The organism is Methylobacterium sp. ME121, assembly GCF_000974725.1.
Classification (GTDB): domain Bacteria; phylum Pseudomonadota; class Alphaproteobacteria; order Rhizobiales; family Beijerinckiaceae; genus Methylobacterium; species Methylobacterium radiotolerans.
Window position 1 is genome coordinate 103,106 of the sequence record NZ_BBUX01000006.1, and the last position, 17,942, is coordinate 121,047.

The window sequence follows — 17,942 nt, forward strand, 5'->3', positions numbered from 1 at the left end:
CTTGGCCGGGCGCGCGCGATTCGACAACGGCGGCGGCCCCGCATCGGCGGGCCCGACCGGGGAGGTCGCCCGCCAACCCCTTGACCTTCCCATGATGGGAAGCCCCATCTGACCGGGCATGGACGCTTCGAACCGGATCACTGCCATGTCGAAATCCGTCGCCCTCACCCTGCCCGTCGAGGGCATGTCCTGCGCCTCCTGCGTCGGCCGCGTCGAGCGCGCCCTCGCGGCGCTGCCCGGCGCCCGGGACGTGGCGGTGAACCTCGCCACCCACCGCGCCAGCCTCGTCCTCGACGGCGCCACGGGCCCGGGCGACGTCGCGACGGCGCTCGCGGACGCCGGCTACCCCGTCCCCGAGACGCAGAGCCTGCTGGCCGTCGAGGGCATGTCGTGCGCGAGCTGCGTGGGTCGGGTCGAGCGGGCGCTGGCCGCCGTTCCGGGGGTGACCGGGGCCAGCGTCAACCTCGCCGCGGGCCGGGCCGCGATCCGCCATCCGGAGGGCGTGGTGCCGATGGACGCGCTGGTGGCGGCCGTCGAGACGGCCGGCTACGAGGCCCGGCCGGTCGAGGCCGGCCATCCGGCCGACCCCTCGGCCCGTCAGGCCGAGGAGGGCCGCGCCCTGCGCCGCGACCTGATCGTCGCCGCCCTGCTGTCGGCGCCCGTCGTGGTCCTCGACATGGGCGGCCACCTCCTGCCCGCCCTGCACGGAGGCCCCGTGACGGCCCTGATCCAGGCGGTGCTGGCCACCCTGGTCCTCGCCGGCCCGGGGCGGCGCTTCTTCCTGCGCGGCGTTCCGGGCCTGCTGCGCGGCCATCCCGACATGAACGCCCTGGTCGCCCTCGGTGCCGGCGCCGCCTACCTGTACTCGCTGGTCTCGACGCTGGCGCCCGATCTCCTGCCGGCGGGGGCGGCGCACCTCTACTTCGAGGCGAGCGTCCTGATCGTCACGCTGATCCTGCTCGGCCGGACGCTGGAGGCGCGCGCCAAGGGGCGCACCGGCCAGGCGATCGCGCGGCTGATGGACCTGACGCCGAAGACCGCCCGCGTCGTCCGCGACGGTGCGGAGAACGAGGTCCCCCTCGACGCCCTGCGCGTCGGCGACGTGGTCCGGGTGCGCCCGGGCGAGCGCGTGGCGGCTGACGGCGCCGTGGTCTCGGGCACCAGCCACGTCGACGAGAGCATGGTCACGGGCGAGCCGGCCCCGGTGCGCAAGGGGCTCGGCGATCCCGTTGTCGGCGGGACGCTCAACGGCCGCGGCAGCCTCGACCTCCGGGTCGGGGCCGTGGGCGGCGCCACCGTGGTGGCGCAGATCGCCGCCATGGTGGAGCGCGCCCAGGGCGGTAAGCTGCCGATCCAGGCGCTGGTCGACCGCGTCACCGGGCGGTTCGTGCCGGCGGTGATCGGCATCGCCGCGGTGACCTTCCTGGCCTGGCTGATCCTGGCGCCGGCCCCGGCCCTGGGGCCGGCCCTGGTGAACGCCGTGGCGGTGCTGATCATCGCCTGTCCCTGCGCCATGGGGCTGGCGACGCCCACCGCCATCATGGTCGGCACCGGGCGCGCGGCGGCGCGCGGCGTGCTGTTCCGCGACGGCGCGGCGCTTCAGGGCCTGCGCGACGTGCGGGTCGTGGCCCTCGACAAGACCGGCACCCTGACCGAGGGGCGCCCCCGGCTCACCGAGATCGTCCCGGCCGCCGGTGTCGCGGAGGACGCGGCGCTGGCCCTCGCCGCCGCGCTGGAGACCCGCTCCGAGCACCCGCTGGCCGGCGCCGTCGTGGCGGCGGCCCGCGACCGCGGCCTCGCCACGCCCGAGCCCGACAGCTTCGAGGCGGTGGCGGGTTTCGGGATCTCCGGACGGGTCGCGGGCCGGGCCGTGGCCCTCGGCGCGCCGCGCTACCTGGACCGCCTCGGAGTCGCCCTGGACCCGGATCTCGCCGCCCGGGCCGCGTCGCTGGCGGGCGCGGGGCGGAGTCCGATCCACCTCGTCCTCGACGGCCGCCACGCGGCGATCCTGGCGGTGGCCGATCCCGTGAAGCCGGGCGCCCGCGCGGCGGTGGCGGCCCTGAGGGCGCGCGGGCTCGCGGTGGCGATGGTCACGGGCGACGATCCCGTCACGGCGGCCGGCGTGGCGCGGAGCCTCGGCATCGACGCCGTGGCCGCCGGCGTGCTGCCCGGCGGGAAGGTCGAGGCCGTGCAGCGGTTCCGGGCCGCGCACGGGCCGGTGGCCTTCGTGGGCGACGGCATCAACGACGCGCCGGCGCTGGCCGAGGCCGATGTCGGGCTGGCGATCGGCACCGGCACCGACATCGCCGTCGAGAGCGCCGACGTGGTGCTGATGTCGGGCGACCTGGAAGCCCTGGTCGAGGCTCTCACGCTGTCGCGGGCGGTGATGGCCAACATCCGCCAGAACCTGTTCTGGGCCTTCGCCTACAACGCCGCGCTGATCCCGGTGGCGGCGGGCGTGCTGGTGCCGTTCGGCGGCCCGGCCCTGTCGCCGGTCCTGGCCGCGGGCGCCATGGCGTTCTCGAGCGTGTTCGTCCTCGGCAACGCCCTGCGGCTGCGCCGGGCCGGCGGGCGGCCCGCGGCGGCCGCGACGCCGGCCCTCGCCGCGAGGCCGGCATGAGTGCGGCGAACCTGACGATCGGCGAGGCGGCGCGCCGCACCGGCGTCTCGGCCAAGATGATCCGCTGGTACGAGGCGACCGGCCTGCTTCCGCCGGCCGCCCGGTCCGAGGCCGGCTACCGCCATTACGGCGAGGCGGACCTGCACACGCTGCGCTTCATCCGCCGCGCCCGCGACCTCGGCTTCAGCGTGGACGCGATCGCGGATCTCCTGGCGCTCTGGCGCGACCGGGCCCGGCCGAGCGCCGGGGTGAAGGCGATCGCGCAGGAGCAGATCGCCGATCTGCGCCGCCGCATCGCCGAGATGGAGGGGATGGCCCGGACGCTGGAGCATCTGGCGGAGGCCTGCTGCGGCGACGCGCGTCCAGAATGTCCGATCCTCGATGATCTCGCGGCGCCGGATCACGGGCCGACGCGGCAGCGGGCGATCCGCGCGCTCGTCAAGCGTGGCCGTTGACGGCGGCTCTGGCCCCGGCTTTGCTGGTCCGACCCACCCGCAAAGGCCACGAGAGCCCCGACCCGATGCCCGTCCTCGAACGGATCCACGCCTTCGCCGACACGATGACGGCGTGGCGGCACGACCTGCACGCCCATCCCGAGCTGCTCTACGACGTCGACCGCACCGCCGGCTTCGTCGCCGAGACGCTGCGGTCCTTCGGCTGCGACGAGGTCGTTACCGGTATCGGCCGCACCGGGGTGGTCGGCGTCATCCGCGGCCGGGGACGCAGCTCGAACCGCGCCATCGGCCTGCGCGCCGACATGGACGCCCTGCCGATCCAGGAGGTGCGCGACCTGCCCTACCGCTCGACCGTGCCGGGCAAGATGCACGCCTGCGGCCACGACGGGCACACCGCCATGCTGCTCGGCGCCGCCAAGTACCTGGCCGAGACCCGGGATTTCGACGGGGCGGCCGTGCTGATCTTCCAGCCCGCCGAGGAGGGCGGCGGCGGCGGCGAGGCGATGGTCGACGACGGCCTGATGGAGCGGTTCGGGGTCGAGTCGGTCTACGGGATGCACAACATTCCCGGCATGGCGGTCGGCACCTTCGCGATTCGGCCGGGGCCGATCATGGCCTCGACCGACCGCTTCACCGTCACGATCGAGGGACGGGGCGGGCACGCGGCCCTGCCGCAGAACGCCGTCGACAGCGTGCTCGTGGCGAGCCACGTCATCATCGCCCTGCAGAGCATCGTGTCGCGCAACCTCGACCCGGTGCAGTCGGCCGTCGTCTCGGTCTGCGCGCTGGAGGCCGGCGAGGCCTTCAACGTGCTTCCGCAGACCGTCACCTTGCGGGGCACGATGCGCACCCTGTCCCAGGCCGTGCGCAGCCAGATCAAGGCGCGGATCGAGACCCTGGTGGCCGAGATCGCCGGCGGCTTCGGCGCGCGGGGCCGGGTCGAGTACGGGGCGAGCTACCCGGTGACCGAGAACCATCCCGCCGAGACCGACTTCATGGCCGGCGTCGCCGCGGCGCTGGTGGGTGGGGAGAACGTCGACCGGGCGGTGGCGCCGATGATGACCGCCGAGGACTTCTCCTACATGCTCGGCCGCCGCCCCGGCGCGTACATGTTCATCGGCAACGGCGACAGTGCCTCGCTCCACCACCCGCACTACGACTTCAACGACACGGCCGCGCCGTACGGGGCTTCCCTGTGGGCGCGCCTGATCGAGACCGGGCTGCCGCGCAGAGCCTGAGCGCGCCGCCCGCCGCCCCGTCGCTGACCGAGGCCGTCCCGGTCTGGCTGCGGGTGGCGGCGCTCTCCTTCGGCGGGCCGGCCGGGCAGATCGCCGTGATGCACCGCATCCTGGTGGACGAGCGGCGCTGGATCTCGGAGCGGCGCTTCCTGCACGGGCTCGGGTTCTGCACCCTGCTGCCGGGGCCGGAGGCGCAGCAGCTCGCCACCTATATCGGCTGGCTCATGCACGGGCCGGCGGGCGGCCTCGTCGCCGGGGGGCTGTTCGTGCTGCCCGGGCTCCTCGCCCTGATGGCCCTGAGCTGGCTCTACGTGCTCTACGGCCATGTCGACGCGGTCGCCGGGCTGTTCTTCGGCCTCAAGGCGGCGGTGCTCGCCATCGTGCTGCACGCCCTGTGGCGGCTCGGCGGCCGCGCCCTGCGTGACCGGACGGACCGGCTCGTGGCCCTCGCGGCCTTCGTGGCGATCTTCGCCCTCGCGGTGCCGTTCCCGCTGGTCGTGGTCGCCGCCGGCGCGCTCGGCCTCGCCCGCGGCCGGCGCCCGGCCGCCGAGCGCGCGGTGGATCCGGCGGAGGAGGCGGACGTCCTGATCGGCGAGGCGGCGCTGCCGCGGGAGCGCGTCGGCGCCGCGTCCTCGCTGCGGACGGCCGCGCTCTGGCTCGCGGTCTGGCTCCTGCCGGTGGCGGCGCTGCTGGTCCTGCCCGGCGTGCCGCCGGTCTTCGGGCAGGTGGCGCTGTTCTTCTCCAAGATGGCCCTCGTGACCTTCGGGGGCGCCTACGCGGCGCTCGCCTACGTGGCGCAGCAGGCCGTGGAGCAGTTCGGCTGGCTGAAGCCCGGCGAGATGCTCGACGGACTCGGGCTCGCCGAGACCACGCCCGGCCCGCTGATCATGGTGCTCCAGTTCGTGGGCTTCCTGGCGGGCTTCCGGGCGCCCGGCGCCCTGCCGCCGCTGCTCGCCGGGACGCTCGCCGGGCTGCTGACGACCTGGGTCACCTTCGTGCCGTGCTTCCTGTGGATCTTCGCCGGCGCGCCGCTGATCGGGCGCCTGCGCGGCAGCCGCCGGCTGGCCGGCGCCCTCTCGGCGATCACCGCCGCGGTGGCGGGCGTGATCCTCAACCTCGCGGTGTGGTTCGGGCTGCGGACGCTGTTCGCCCAGGTCGAGACGGTGCCGCTCGGGCCGCTCAGGCTCGACCTGCCGGTGCCGGGCAGCCTGGACCCGGCCGCCCTGCTGCTGACCCTGGCGGCGATCCTCGCGGTCTTCCGGTTCGGGCTCGGGACGCTCCAGACCCTGGCGCTGTGCGCCGGGGCCGGGATCCTGCTGCGGCAGGCGGGGCTCGTTTGAGCCGCTCCGTCGTCCCGAGCGCAGCGAAGAGCGGCGATCAGCCGCCGTAGCGGGCCTTGAGCAGCGCGTAGGTCAGCCGCGCGGTCTGGACCTCGCCGCCCTCCGGCCGGCCGGGCTTGGTCGAGGGGTTCCAGCCGTAGAGGTCGAAATGGCCGTGCGCCCTCGTGTTGGGCGCGAAGCGGCGCAGGAACAGGGCCGCGGTGATCGCCCCCGCGAACGGCCCGCCGGAGACGTTGTTGAGATCGGCCACCTTGGAGTCGAGCAGGCTCGCGTAGGGCGCGTGCAGCGGCATGCGCCAGACCGGATCGATCGCCGTCCGCCCGGCCCGCGCCACCGCCTCGGCCAGCGCGTCGTCCTCCGTGAAGAAGGCCGGCAGGTCCGGCCCGAGGGCCACCCGGGCCGCACCGGTCAGGGTCGAGAAGTCGAGGATCAGCTCGGGCGCGTCGGCGTCCGCGAGGGCGAGCGCGTCGGCGAGGATCAGCCGGCCCTCCGCGTCGGTGTTGCCGATCTCGACGCTGAGCCCGGCCCGGCTGGGCAGCACGTCGCCGGGGCGGAAGGCGTTGCCCGCGACCGCGTTCTCCACCGCGGGGATCAGCAGGCGCAGGCGCAGGGTCAGGCCCGCGCCCATGACCATGTCGGCGGCGGCCAGCGCCGCGGCGGCGCCGCCCATATCCTTCTTCATCAGCAGCATCGCGGCCGACGGCTTGAGGTCGAGGCCGCCGGTGTCGAAGGCGACGCCCTTGCCGACCAGGGTCACGCGCGGCGCGTCCGCCGGCCCCCAGGTCAGGTCGATCAGCCGCGGTGCCCGGGGCGAGGCGGCGCCGACCGCGTGGATCAGCGGGTACCCCTCGGCGAGGGCCGCGCCCTCCGTCACCGTGACGGTGGCGCCGTGACGGTCGCCGAGTGCCCGGGCAGCCGCCTCGATCTCGGCGGGTCCGAGATCGTTGGCCGGCGTGTTGACGAGATCCCGGCCCAGCGCGACCGCGGCGGCGATCCGCTCGACCTCGGCCGCGTCGATGCCGGCCGGCGCCGCGAGCCGGGCCTTGGTCCCGCCGCCGGACCGGTAGCGGCCGAAGCGGTAGCTCCCCATCAGCCAGGCGAGGGCGGCCTCATGCGGCTCGGCGGCGTTCTCGAGGCGGAAGATCCCCTCCGGCAGCAGCCCCGGCAGCTTGCCGACGAGGAGACGGTCGTAGGCGGCCGCCTCCGGATCGCCGAGGCCGAACAGGACCCGCGCGAGGCTGGCGTCCGGGCCGGGCAGGAGCGCGAGGCTGCCCGCCTTCGGCGTGAAGCCGATGGCCTGGGCGAAGCTCCGCTGGGCCGGCTCCAGGCCGGACTCGACGACCGCCCAATCCCCCGTCGTGACCAGCGTCACCGGTACGGCCTGGGTGTCGCCGGGCAGGAGCCCGCGGGTCGTCGCCGGAATCTCGGCCTGGGTCATGTGCCTCTCGCGTGCCGCCCGGAGCGGCGGCTTAACCGGTGATTAGGGTTAACGCTCTATCACCGGCCGGCCGGGAGCGTGAAGCGCGTGCCATCGCGTCCGGTCCAGATGCCGGCGGAGCGCACCATGATGACGGCCCTGTTCCGGGTCACCCAGTCCCAGGCCCGTGCCGGACGCCGCGCGGCCCTCGCGGCCGCCGTCGCGCTCGGCCTCGCCGGCTGCAACACCGGCTCTCCGGAAACGACCGGCTCGATCGGCCCCCTCGGCGGCCCATCCGCGGCCGCCGCGGCGCCCTCGCGGCAGGACGTCGACCGGCTGGCCGAGCGCTTCAACGCCGACCCCGCCGACGGGCGCACGGCGATGGCCTACGCCCGCGCCCTGCGGGCCACCGATCAGATCAGCCAGGCCTCGGCGGTGCTGCAGCAGGCCGCCCTGCGCAACCCGCGCGACCGGGCCCTTCTCGGCGCCTACGGCAAGTCGCTGGTCGAAGCGGGCCGCTTCCGCGAGGCGATCGACGTGCTGGCCAACGCGCACACCCCCGCCAATCCCGACTGGCGCATCCTGTCGGCGCAGGGCTCGGCCTCCGCCCAGCTCGGCGAGCAGGCCCGCGCGCAGGGCTTCTACGAGGCCGCCCTCAAGATCCGGCCGAACGAGCCCTCGCTCCTGTCCAATCTCGGCCTGTCCTACGCGCTGTCGCGCAACCTCGATCAGGCCGAGCAGACCCTGCGGCTCGCCGCCGACCAGCCCGGCGCCGACGCGCGGGTGCGGGCGAACCTCGCCATGGTCCTGGGCCTCAAGGGCCGCTTCGCCGACGCCGAGGCCGTCCTGCGCCGCGACATGAGCGCCGAGGAGGCGGCGACCAACGTCGCCTCCCTGCGCCGGCTCGCGGCCCAGCCGAATCGGTCGAAGGCGCTGTCCGGCGCTGGGCTGCCGGGGCAGGGGTGATCGGGCGACCCGCCCGGCCTTGCGCGGCTCAGCCATGCCGGCCCTCACGCCGGCTCGACACCCCCGGTCCCGGCTCCGCGCCCCGGATCGGTGCTGCGCCGTCGCGCAGGACGCCTTCCCGACGCGTCCCAGCGCCCGGCCGCTGACCGCGCTCGCGCCCTCGCGCCCCGCGCCCGACAGGAAAACGCGCCTGTCATGACGACCCGGTAGCGGCCAGATTCGAAAAGTTCTATATCCCTCCGCGGCTGCGCCGCGCGGCATCACGGGCGTCCAAATCGCCCCCGCGCATCGTCCTGCCCGGGCACTCCCGGGGCGGCGCGCGCCCGTCGGGCGCTACACAGGCCGAACACAGATCTCGTAGCGCAGGTCTTGCCTGCGCGTGTTCGACAACCCGCAGCGAGGATAGAACCAGCCGTGCCCTCACTCGACAGCTTCAAGGCCCGCCAGACGCTCGAAGCCGGCGGCAAGACCTACACCTACTACTCCATTCCCGCGGCCGAGAAGAACGGCCTCGCCTCCGCCGCCGCGCTGCCCTTCTCCATGAAGGTGATCCTGGAGAACCTGCTGCGCTACGAGGACGACCGCTCGGTCAAGAAGGCCGACATCGAGGCCGCCGTCGGCTGGCTCGACCAGAAGGGCAAGGCCGAGGTCGAGATCGCGTTCCGCCCCTCGCGGGTGCTGATGCAGGACTTCACCGGTGTGCCGGCGGTGGTCGACCTCGCCGCCATGCGCGACGCCATGGTGGCGCTCGGCGGCGACCCGCAGAAGATCAACCCGCTGGTGCCGGTCGATCTCGTGATCGACCACTCGGTGATCGTCGACGAGTTCGGCACCCCGAAGGCGCTGGCCGACAACGTCGCCCTGGAATACGAGCGCAACGGCGAGCGCTACACCTTCCTGAAGTGGGGCCAGTCGGCCTTTGACAACTTCTCGGTGGTCCCCCCGGGCACCGGCATCTGCCACCAGGTGAACCTCGAATACCTTGCCCAGACCGTCTGGACGAAGTCGGAGAACGGCGCCGACGTCGCCTATCCCGACTCGCTCGTCGGCACCGATTCGCACACCACCATGGTCAACGGCATGGCCGTGCTGGGCTGGGGCGTCGGCGGCATTGAGGCCGAGGCGGCCATGCTCGGCCAGCCGCTGTCGATGCTGATCCCCGAGGTCGTGGGCTTCAAGCTGTCGGGCAAGCTGCCCGAGGGCACCACCGCCACCGACCTCGTGCTCACCGTCACCCAGATGCTGCGCAAGAAGGGCGTGGTCGGCAAGTTCGTGGAGTTCTACGGTCCCGGCCTCGACGACATGGCCGTCGCCGACCGGGCCACGATCTCCAACATGGCGCCCGAGTACGGCGCGACCTGCGGCTTCTTCCCGGTCGACCAGAAGACCATCGACTTCCTGAAGGTCACCGGCCGCTCCGACGATCGGATCGCCCTGGTCGAGGCCTACGCGAGGGCGCAGGGCATGTGGCGCGACGCCCAGACCCCCGACCCGGTCTTCACCGACACGCTGGAGCTCGACATGGGCGAGGTCCGGCCCTCGCTCGCCGGCCCGAAGCGCCCGCAGGACCGGGTGCTCCTCGACGGCGCCAAGGCGGGCTTCGCCGCTTCCATGGAGACCGAGTTCAAGAAGGCCGCCGACCTCGCCCGCCGCTACCCGGTCGAGGGCACCAACTTCGACATCGGGCACGGCGACGTGGTGATCGCCGCGATCACGAGCTGCACCAACACGTCGAACCCCTCGGTGATGATCGGCGCGGGGCTGCTGGCCCGCAACGCCGTCGCCAAGGGCCTGCGCTCCAAGCCCTGGGTGAAGACCTCGCTCGCGCCCGGATCGCAGGTGGTCGGCGAGTACCTGGAGAAGTCCGGCCTGCAGGAGCCGCTGGACGCGCTCGGCTTCAACCTCGTGGGCTTCGGCTGCACGACCTGCATCGGCAATTCCGGCCCGCTGCCGGAGGCGATCTCGAAGGCGATCAACGACAACGACGTCGTCGCCGCGGCGGTGCTCTCGGGCAACCGCAACTTCGAGGGCCGCGTGAACCCCGACGTGCGGGCGAACTACCTCGCCTCGCCGCCGCTGGTCGTCGCCTACGCGCTCGCCGGCTCGCTCCAGATCGACATCACCACCGAGCCGCTGGGCCAGGGATCCGACGGCAAGCCGGTCTACCTGAGGGACATCTGGCCGTCCTCGGCCGAGGTGCAGCAGTTCATCGAGGAGAACATCACCTCGGCGCTGTTCAAGTCCCGCTACGCGGACGTGTTCGGCGGCGACCAGAACTGGAAGGACGTCGAGGTCACCGAGGCCGAGACCTTCGCGTGGAACCCGGGCTCCACCTACGTGCAGAACCCGCCCTACTTCGTCGGCATGGAGAAGACCCCGAAGCCGGTCGAGGACATCGAGGGCGCGCGCATCCTCGGCCTGTTCCTCGACTCGATCACCACCGACCACATCTCGCCGGCGGGCAACATCCGCGCGGCGTCGCCGGCCGGCGAGTACCTGCAGTCGCACCAGGTGCGCGTGCAGGACTTCAACCAGTACGGCACGCGGCGCGGCAACCACGAGGTGATGATGCGGGGCACCTTCGCCAACATCCGCATCAAGAACCAGATGGTGAAGGACGCCTCCGGCGGCGTGGTCGAGGGCGGGTGGACGCACTTCCAGCCGTCCGGCGAGAAGATGTTCATCTACGACGCGGCGATGAAGTACGCCGAGCAGGGCACGCCGCTCGTCATCTTCGCCGGCAAGGAGTACGGCACCGGCTCGTCGCGCGACTGGGCGGCCAAGGGCACGAAGCTGCTCGGCGTCCGCGCCGTGGTGGCCGAGAGCTTCGAGCGCATCCACCGTTCGAACCTCGTCGGGATGGGCGTGGTGCCGCTGGTCTTCCAGGGCGACACGAGCTGGCAGTCGCTGGGCCTGAAGGGTGACGAGACCGTCACCATCAAGGGCCTCGCCGGGGAGCTGAAGCCCCGCCAGACGCTGACCGCGGAGATCAAGTCCGCCGACGGCTCGGTGAAGCAGGTTCCCCTGACCTGCCGCATCGATACGCTCGACGAGCTCGAGTACTTCCGCAACGGTGGCATCCTGCCCTACGTGCTCCGCTCGCTCGCGGCCTAGCCTCCTGCGGCGGCCCTCGGGCCGCCCGACCGACCCATGAGGCGGCGCTCAACCGGGCGCCGCCTTATTTGTTTCACAGGCCCGGCATTTCGCTTGCGCACAACCTTGTTTCGCGCGCGGGGCGCCCCATAACCCGGCTCCCGAAGCCAGGATGGGACCTCGATGAAGCATCTCAGCAAGACCCTCGCCGCCGCCGGCCTGACAGCCCTGCTGTCGAGCGCGGCCTTCGCCGCGCAGGTCGAGCGCGTCCGCGGGACCGTCGACAAGGCCGACGGCAGCACGCTCACGATCAAGACCGAGGACGGCAAGACCGAGACGGTCGACGTCGCCGGCGCCAAGTTCGCCTGGGTGGTCCCATCCAGCCTCGACGCGATCAAGGACGGCGTCTTCATCGGCACCGCCACCAAGGGCGAGAACCCGATGACCGCCCTGGAGGTCGTGCTCTTCCCCGAGTCCATGCGCGGCACGGGCGAGGGCCATTACGGCTGGGACTCGATCACCGACCACACCGCGGGCGCCGGCGCCAAGGTGAAGAGCGCGATGACCAACGGCACCGTGAAGGCCGAGTCGTCGAACGCCCCGAAGGTGAAGAGCGCGATGACCAACGGCACCGTGAAGGCCGACAAGGCCGCCTCGGGCGGCGAGCGCACCCTGACGGTGAGCTACGGCAAGGATGGATCCAAGGAGATCGTGGTGCCGTCCTCGGCGCCGATCGTCGCCTTCGAGCCCGCCGACAAGGCGATCCTGACGCCGGGCTCCAAGGTCTTCGCCGTGGTCGCCAAGGACGGTCCCAAGGCGGAGGGCAAGCTCGTGGCGGTCGGCAAGGACGGCCTGACCCCGCCGATGTGAGAAGGACCGCGGGGCCGGGCGCCGGACAAGACCGCTGCCCGGCCCCGCGGAGATCTCCGCGCGGTCGGCTGCACGGCGGAGCCGGTTCCCGACCGCGCCTCGCCACCCGTGCACGCGGAATATGCATACAGGCGGCGGCCAACGGGATTAAAAACGCCGGCTCAGCGTGTCGCGCGCTGGCACCCTGCACACAGATCGCGCATGGTCGCCCGCCGAGCGGCCCGCCAACGAGGCCGCGGCGGAGGAGTCCATCATGAGTGCTGGAGTGGCAGGCGCGATCGCGCCTGAGGGAACGCCGAGTCTGCTGTCGCGCGAGCGGATCGTCGCCAAGCCGGGCTTCAATCGCTGGCTGGTGCCGCCGGCGGCCCTGGCGATTCATCTCTGCATCGGGATGGCCTACGGTCTGTCGGTGTTCTGGCTGCCGCTGACCCGGGCGCTCTCCGTGGGCAAGCCGGCGCCCGCCGCCTGCCCCGACATGGGCGTGATGACGGCCCTGTTCACCACCACCTGCGATTGGCGCGTCAGCGACCTCGTCACGGTCTTCTCCATTGGCATCGTCGTGCTCGGCCTCTCGGCCGCGCTGTTCGGCGGCTGGCTGGAGCGGGCGGGCCCGCGCAAGGCCGGCATCGCGGCGGCCCTCTGCTGGGGCGGCGGCTTCCTGATCGGCGCCCTCGGCGTCTACATCCACCAGCTCTGGATCGTCTGGCTCGGCATGGGCCTGATCGGCGGCGTCGGGCTGGGCCTCGGCTACATCTCGCCGGTCTCGACGCTGATCAAGTGGTTCCCGGATCGCCGCGGCATGGCAACCGGCATGGCGATCATGGGCTTCGGCGGCGGCGCGATGATCGGCTCGCCCCTGGCCGACAGCCTGATCAAGGGCTTCCGGACCGCGGATTCGGCCGGCGTCTGGCAGACGCTGGCGGTGATGGGAGTCGGGTACATCCTGTTCATGCTGGGCGGCGCGTTCGGCTACCGGGTGCCGCCGGCCGGCTGGCGGCCGGACGGCTGGACCAGCCCGACTGCCAAGAACGCCATGATCGCCTCGGGGCACGTCCACCTGCGCGACGCCCACAAGACCTTCCAGTTCTGGATGATCTGGCTCGTCCTGTTCCTCAACGTGTCGGCCGGCATCGGCGTGCTGGCCCTGGCCTCGCCGATGCTCCAAGAGATCTTCGGCGGCGAGCTGATCGGCCTGCCCGGCACCGGCTTCTCGGCCCTCGACGCCGGCCAGAAGGCGCAGGTCGCGGCCATCGCGGCCGGCTTCGTCGGCCTGCTGTCCCTGTTCAACATCCTGGGCCGGTTCTTCTGGGCCTCGATGTCGGACCGGATCGGGCGGAAGGGCACCTACGCGATCTTCTTTGCGCTGGGCGGCCTCCTGTACGCGGCGGCGCCCTGGGCCGCCGGCATCGGCTCGCAGGCGCTGTTCGTCGCGATCTTCTGCGTGATCCTGTCCATGTACGGCGGCGGTTTCGCGACGGTGCCGGCCTACCTCGCCGACGTGTTCGGCACGCAGTTCGTGGGCGCGATCCACGGGCGCCTGCTCACCGCGTGGTCGATGGCCGGCATCGTCGGGCCCTTCGTCATCACCAAGATCCGCGAGGCGCAGGTCGCCGCGGGCGTGCAGGGGGCCGATCTCTACGGCCGGACCATGTACGTGCTGGCGAGCTTCCTGGCGGTCGGCTTCCTCTGCAACCTGCTGGTCCGGCCGCTGGCGCAGCGCTGGTTCATGTCCGATTCCGAGCGGGCCTCCCTGGACGTCCGCGCGGGCGCCACGGCCTCGGGACCGTCCGGCTCCTTCGGCATCGGCCGCGGCGGGTTCAGCGCCGGGGCCGCCGTGGCCTGGGCGGTGGTCGGCATCCCGATCGTCTGGGGCATCGGCATCACCCTGTCGAAGGCGTTCATCCTGTTCCGCTGAGCGGGCGCGCTCGGTTGTGGCGGGCACGGCGGGTCGCTAGGTTTCCGGCGCCTCGCCGTGCCGGGATGCCGTCGTCGTGATCGACAAGCTGGACTTCCTGCTCGCGCTCGCCCGCGAGCAGCATTTCGGGCACGCCGCCGAAGCCTGCGGCGTGACCCAGCAGACGCTCTCGGCCGGCGTGAAGCAGCTGGAGAACCGCTTCGGCGTGCAGCTCGTGCTGCGCGGCTCCCGCTTCCAGGGCTTCACCCCCGAGGGCGAGCGGGTCCTGGAATGGGCGCGGCGCATCGTGGCCGACGCGCGGGCCATGCACGAGGAGGTCACCGGCCTGCGCCGGGGCCTGACCGGCCACCTGCGCATCGCCGCCATCCCCACGGCGTTGCCGATGATCGTGAACCTCACGACGCCCTACCGCGAGCGGCACCCGGACGTGCGGCTGACGGTCGAATCCGCCACCTCGGCCGACATTTTCTCGTTGATCGAGAACCTGGAGGCGGATGCGGGCCTGACCTACCTCGACAATGAGCCCCTCGGGCGGGTGATCTCCGTTCCCCTCTACCGGGAGCGCTACCGCCTCGTGACGGCGATCGGCGGCCCGTTCGACGATCGCGCCAACGTCACCTGGGCCGAGACCAGCCGGCTGCCCCTCTGCCTGCTCACGCCGAACATGCAGAACCGGCGGATCATCGACCATCAGATCCGGGAGGCGGGTGCGGATCCCGCCGCGACCCTCGAATCGAACTCGATGATCGTGCTGCTGACCCATGTGCGCACCCTGCGCTGGGCCTCGATCATGCCGGAGATTCTGGTCGACGCCCTCGGCCCCATGGCGGGCGTGCGCAGCCTCCCGATCACCGCGCCGGACCTGGAGCACACGATCGGCCTCGTCGCCCCGCGGCGCGAGCCGTCCACGCCGATGGTCACGGCCCTCGTCTCTATCGCGCGGTCCCTGGCGCGGACGCTCGATCCGGATCTGGCAGCGTCGGGGCCCGCGTGAGCGATCGGCTCCGCGCCCGGACCGGGGCGCGGCGTGCCGGGAGCAATCCGCGGGTCGCACGGAGCGCGTGCACCGGCAGCGTCAGGAGGAGCCAGAGCGCGAGTACCGCCGCGGTGATGAGAAGCGCCAGCAGGATCCGCTGCATCGAACCCGCCCTCCACCTGTCGGGCTGGCCGAACCCGCGGGCCGGTGATCGGCCGGCGAATCGAGCAGCCTCCGGGACGAGCGACGGTTAACGATTCGTGCTGGCGCCAAGCTGTCGGCCGTTCGGGCCGCAGCGCTCCGAGTTCGCCCGGCCGCGGGCGGGATCGCGGTGTCGGGCAAAGAAAAAGCCGCCCCGTGTCGGAGCGGCTTCCCGTCGGCCGTGGGGCCGCGATGCGGCCCGCGGGCTTACTTGATCTTGGTTTCCTTGAACTCGACGTGCTTGCGCGCGACCGGATCGTACTTGCGCATCGTCAGCTTCTCGGTCTGCGTGCGGGAGTTTTTCTTGGTGACGTAGAAGTAGCCCGTGTCGGCGGTGGAGACGAGCTTGATCTTGACGGTGACGGCCTTGGCCATGGCGCGGCGCTCCTGCAGGGTGCGGCATTCCGCGTGAGCGAAACGCAAATGGCCGGGAGGGCCCGGCCGAATACGGGCGGGTGAATGCCCGATCGGGCCCGGCAGGTCAAGAGCGGGCGCGTCGGCGCTCCGTCGCGGCGAGCCAGCCGGCGAAGGCCAGGAACAGGGCGAGCAGCGCCAGCGCGAACCCGTTCGGCGGCACGAGGTCGAGCCCGCCGCCGATCACCGGCGGTCCCAGCATCAGGCCGACATTGTAGAGCACCACGAAGGCCGCGTTGGCGCCCGCGAGGTCGTTCAGCGGCGTGCGGTCGCCCAGCATCGCGAGGCCGACCGTGTAGAGGGTGCCGGCGATGCCGCCCCAGACGAGGAGGAGCAGACCGAACGCCGCCGGATGGCCGGCCGCGAGGGGGATCAGGGTCGAGCCCGCGGCGCCCGCGAGGCCCGCGCCGAGGAGCACCGCGCCCCGGTCGAGGCGGTCGGCGAGCCAGCCGAACGGGATCTGGAACAGGACGTTGCCCAGCGCGATCAGGCTGACGAGGCCGGCCGCCCCCTGCGCGTCGTAGCCGAGGCGCAGGCCGTAGAGCGGCAGGATGGCGAAGATGCCGGTCTCCACCGCCCCGTAGGCCAGGGCCGCCGCCAGGGCGCCGGGGGCGAGCCGGACGTAGCCGAGGATGCCGCGGCCGGAGCCCGTCTCGATCGTTGGGGACAGGCCGCGGGCCAGGGCGATGGGCAGGCCGCCGGCCAGCATGAGGGCGGCCCCCGTCGCGTAGGGCGCCAGCCCCTCGGTGCCGACCAGGGCCAGCAGCAGCGGTCCGACCGCGAAGCCCGCCGCCAGGACGGTGGCGTAGATGCCCATCACCAGACCGCGCCGCTCCGGCGGGGCGGCGGCGTTGATCCAGTACTCGGAGAGGACGAACAGCGCGCCGAGCGTCGCCGAGAAGACGAAGCGCAGGGGGAACCACAGGGCGATGCCCGGAAGGAGCGGGAACAGCGCGAGGCTGACCGCCCCGACGAGGAGCGCCAGCCCGAGCAGCGGAGCGACGCCGACCCGCGCGGCGAGGCGCGGCACGAACGGCACCGTGCAGATGCTGGCGATGCCCGCCACCGCGGTGTTGAGCCCGATCAGCGTGCTCGAGGCGCCGCGACGCTCCATCTCGATCGAGAGGAGCGGTATCGAGAGGCTGAGGCCGATGCCGACGACGGTGACGCAGGTCACGGCCGCCGAGATCGCCGCCACCTCCTCCGATCTGATCCCGCGCCGCTGCTCCTGCTCCAATCCGTTGGAACCGCTCACAAGGCCACCCGCTCGCGCCGCCCGTAGCGCTCGTAGTGGAAGGGGATCATCCGGTAGGGCGCGAAATCGGCAGCGATCTGCGCCTCCAGATCGTCCAGGATCGCGCGGGTTATGGTGGGCAGGTCGAGCTTGCGGGCGGCGTCGAGCCTGACCCAGGCGAGCTCGGTGAACTCGGCGTCGGCCTGGACCCGCCCCGGCTCCTCGGCCGCCACCATGCGGCGGTCGACGGTGAAGAAGCGCGTGTCGAAGCGGCGCACCCGCTTCGGCGGGGTGATCGCGCGGGCGACGAGGTGCAGCGCCTCGAGGTCCGGCAGGACGCCGTGCCGCGCGAAGCCTTCCCAGCCGGCCGGAACGTCCTCGGGCGCACCGTGCTCGGTCGTGCCCAGCAGCAGGCCTGTCTCCTCGTAGGTCTCGCGGATGGCGGCGAGCGCCAGGGCCCGGCCGAGATGGTGCGGGGGCCGGGAGACCTGCCGGGTCAGCGCCGCCTCGGTGTAGTCGGGCAGCGCCCCAGCCACCGGCATGTGGCGGTCGCCGAGCTCGATCCGGCCGCCCGGGAAGACGAACTTGCCCGGCATGAAGGCGAGGTTCGGGTTGCGCCGGCCCATCAGGACCTTCGGGCTGCCCCGTCCGCGCCGGTCGATCACGATCATGGTCGCGGCGTCCCGCGGCCGCAGGCGCGCGGCAGCGGCGGGCTTCCGCTCAGGAGCTGTGGCGATCTGGGGCTCCTGCTGCGGCAGCGGCAAGGCGTGTCTCCTCCGGTCCCGGGGCGGGGCGGCTCCGCGGTAGCGTGGCGAAGCCGTGCATGCCAAGGGCGTATTGCAGCCCGACGACGGAGCCCTTCACGGGCTGGAGCAGGACCAGCGCGAAGACCAGGGTGAAGACCGGCCAGACGCCCATCTCGACCCAGAGCGGCACGTCGTAGGCGCTCTCAGTCTCGAGGATCAGGTAGCCGACGATGTGGGCGACGATGAAGATCACCACGTAGGGCGGCAGGTCGTCGGCCCGGTGGTGGTGCAGCTCCAGGCCGCAGACGTCGCATTCCGGCCGCACCTTGAGGAAGCGCCCGAAGATCCGGCCCTGGCCGCAATGCGGGCAGCGGCCGATGAAGCCCCGGGCCATCGCGGGGATCAGGCGGGTGCGCTCGGGTATCGCGTCGGCGGCCATGTCCAGGGTCTACACCGC

Annotated in this window: 14 protein-coding genes; 9 read left to right on the forward strand and 5 right to left on the reverse strand. The window is 72.8% G+C overall.

Annotation, left to right across the window (positions count from 1 at the left end; genetic code table 11):
• Nucleotides 1-145 precede the first annotated feature (145 nt).
• The 4 genes from ME121_RS07205 (at nt 146) to chrA (ending at nt 5,653) form a co-directional block, all read left to right on the forward strand.
• A complete protein-coding gene (locus ME121_RS07205) occupies nt 146-2,620 on the forward strand; it encodes a heavy metal translocating P-type ATPase (protein ID WP_089231576.1) in 2,475 nt (824 codons plus the stop codon).
• A complete protein-coding gene (cueR, locus tag ME121_RS07210) occupies nt 2,617-3,075 on the forward strand; it encodes a Cu(I)-responsive transcriptional regulator (RefSeq protein ID WP_059408587.1) in 459 nt (152 codons plus the stop codon). The genes ME121_RS07205 and cueR overlap by 4 nt, the downstream gene beginning before the upstream one ends.
• Nucleotides 3,076-3,140: 65 nt before the next feature.
• Entirely contained in the window at nt 3,141-4,313 is a 1,173-nt protein-coding gene (locus tag ME121_RS07215; RefSeq protein ID WP_059408588.1) for a M20 aminoacylase family protein, read from the forward strand.
• A complete protein-coding gene (gene chrA, locus ME121_RS07220) occupies nt 4,271-5,653 on the forward strand; it encodes a chromate efflux transporter (RefSeq protein WP_059408589.1) in 1,383 nt (460 codons plus the stop codon). The genes ME121_RS07215 and chrA overlap by 43 nt, the downstream gene beginning before the upstream one ends.
• Nucleotides 5,654-5,690: 37 nt before the next feature.
• Here chrA and ME121_RS07225 read toward each other — a convergent pair whose 3' ends face one another.
• A complete protein-coding gene (locus tag ME121_RS07225; RefSeq protein WP_059408590.1) occupies nt 5,691-7,091 on the reverse strand; it encodes a leucyl aminopeptidase family protein in 1,401 nt (466 codons plus the stop codon).
• A 126-nt stretch (nt 7,092-7,217) separates the two neighbouring features.
• Between ME121_RS07225 and ME121_RS07230 the strand changes: the two genes are divergently transcribed.
• The 5 genes from ME121_RS07230 (at nt 7,218) to ME121_RS07250 (ending at nt 14,908) form a co-directional block, all read left to right on the forward strand.
• Entirely contained in the window at nt 7,218-8,036 is an 819-nt protein-coding gene (locus ME121_RS07230) for a tetratricopeptide repeat protein (protein WP_089231580.1), read from the forward strand.
• Between the two features lie 414 nt (nt 8,037-8,450).
• Nucleotides 8,451-11,150, forward strand: a complete 2,700-nt coding sequence (gene acnA / locus ME121_RS07235; RefSeq protein ID WP_059408591.1) for an aconitate hydratase AcnA — start codon at nt 8,451-8,453, stop codon at nt 11,148-11,150.
• 162 nt (nt 11,151-11,312) lie between these two features.
• Entirely contained in the window at nt 11,313-11,999 is a 687-nt protein-coding gene (locus ME121_RS07240; RefSeq protein ID WP_012320516.1) for a hypothetical protein, read from the forward strand.
• A 253-nt stretch (nt 12,000-12,252) separates the two neighbouring features.
• A complete protein-coding gene (locus ME121_RS07245) occupies nt 12,253-13,914 on the forward strand; it encodes an OFA family MFS transporter (RefSeq protein ID WP_059408592.1) in 1,662 nt (553 codons plus the stop codon).
• 76 nt (nt 13,915-13,990) lie between these two features.
• The gene (locus ME121_RS07250; RefSeq protein ID WP_024829236.1) at nt 13,991-14,908 is read left to right on the forward strand and encodes a LysR family transcriptional regulator; all 918 of its coding nucleotides are present in this window, start codon (nt 13,991-13,993) and stop codon (nt 14,906-14,908) included.
• 390 nt (nt 14,909-15,298) lie between these two features.
• Here ME121_RS07250 and rpmG read toward each other — a convergent pair whose 3' ends face one another.
• The 4 genes from rpmG to ME121_RS07270 all read right to left on the reverse strand — a co-directional run bounded on the left by rpmG (nt 15,299) and on the right by ME121_RS07270 (nt 17,924).
• A complete protein-coding gene (gene rpmG / locus ME121_RS07255) occupies nt 15,299-15,466 on the reverse strand; it encodes a 50S ribosomal protein L33 (RefSeq protein WP_012320513.1) in 168 nt (55 codons plus the stop codon).
• Nucleotides 15,467-15,572: 106 nt separating this feature from the next.
• Nucleotides 15,573-16,760 (reverse strand): MFS transporter, encoded by a 1,188-nt coding sequence (locus tag ME121_RS07260; protein ID WP_491892824.1) that lies wholly within the window; start codon nt 16,758-16,760, stop codon nt 15,573-15,575.
• Nucleotides 16,757-17,503: an NUDIX hydrolase gene (locus ME121_RS07265; RefSeq protein WP_059408593.1), complete on the reverse strand. Its 747-nt coding sequence runs from the start codon at nt 17,501-17,503 to the stop codon at nt 16,757-16,759. Before ME121_RS07265 ends, ME121_RS07260 begins: the two co-directional genes overlap by 4 nt.
• Nucleotides 17,460-17,924 (reverse strand): DUF983 domain-containing protein, encoded by a 465-nt coding sequence (locus ME121_RS07270; protein WP_012320510.1) that lies wholly within the window; start codon nt 17,922-17,924, stop codon nt 17,460-17,462. Before ME121_RS07270 ends, ME121_RS07265 begins: the two co-directional genes overlap by 44 nt.
• Nucleotides 17,925-17,942 lie beyond the last annotated feature (18 nt).

What these genes read in the sequence shown, in the direction of transcription:
- ME121_RS07205 (WP_089231576.1), top strand. Translation starts at nt 146, where the DNA reads ATGTCGAAATCCGTCGCCCTCACCCTGCCCGTCGAGGGCATGTCCTGC.
- cueR (WP_059408587.1), top strand. Translation starts at nt 2,617, where the DNA reads ATGAGTGCGGCGAACCTGACGATCGGCGAGGCGGCGCGCCGCACCGGC.
- ME121_RS07215 (WP_059408588.1), top strand. Translation starts at nt 3,141, where the DNA reads ATGCCCGTCCTCGAACGGATCCACGCCTTCGCCGACACGATGACGGCG.
- ME121_RS07225 (WP_059408590.1), bottom strand. Translation starts at nt 7,091, where the DNA reads ATGACCCAGGCCGAGATTCCGGCGACGACCCGCGGGCTCCTGCCCGGC.
- ME121_RS07230 (WP_089231580.1), top strand. Translation starts at nt 7,218, where the DNA reads ATGATGACGGCCCTGTTCCGGGTCACCCAGTCCCAGGCCCGTGCCGGA.
- ME121_RS07240 (WP_012320516.1), top strand. Translation starts at nt 11,313, where the DNA reads ATGAAGCATCTCAGCAAGACCCTCGCCGCCGCCGGCCTGACAGCCCTG.
- ME121_RS07245 (WP_059408592.1), top strand. Translation starts at nt 12,253, where the DNA reads ATGAGTGCTGGAGTGGCAGGCGCGATCGCGCCTGAGGGAACGCCGAGT.
- rpmG (WP_012320513.1), bottom strand. Translation starts at nt 15,466, where the DNA reads ATGGCCAAGGCCGTCACCGTCAAGATCAAGCTCGTCTCCACCGCCGAC.
- ME121_RS07270 (WP_012320510.1), bottom strand. Translation starts at nt 17,924, where the DNA reads ATGGCCGCCGACGCGATACCCGAGCGCACCCGCCTGATCCCCGCGATG.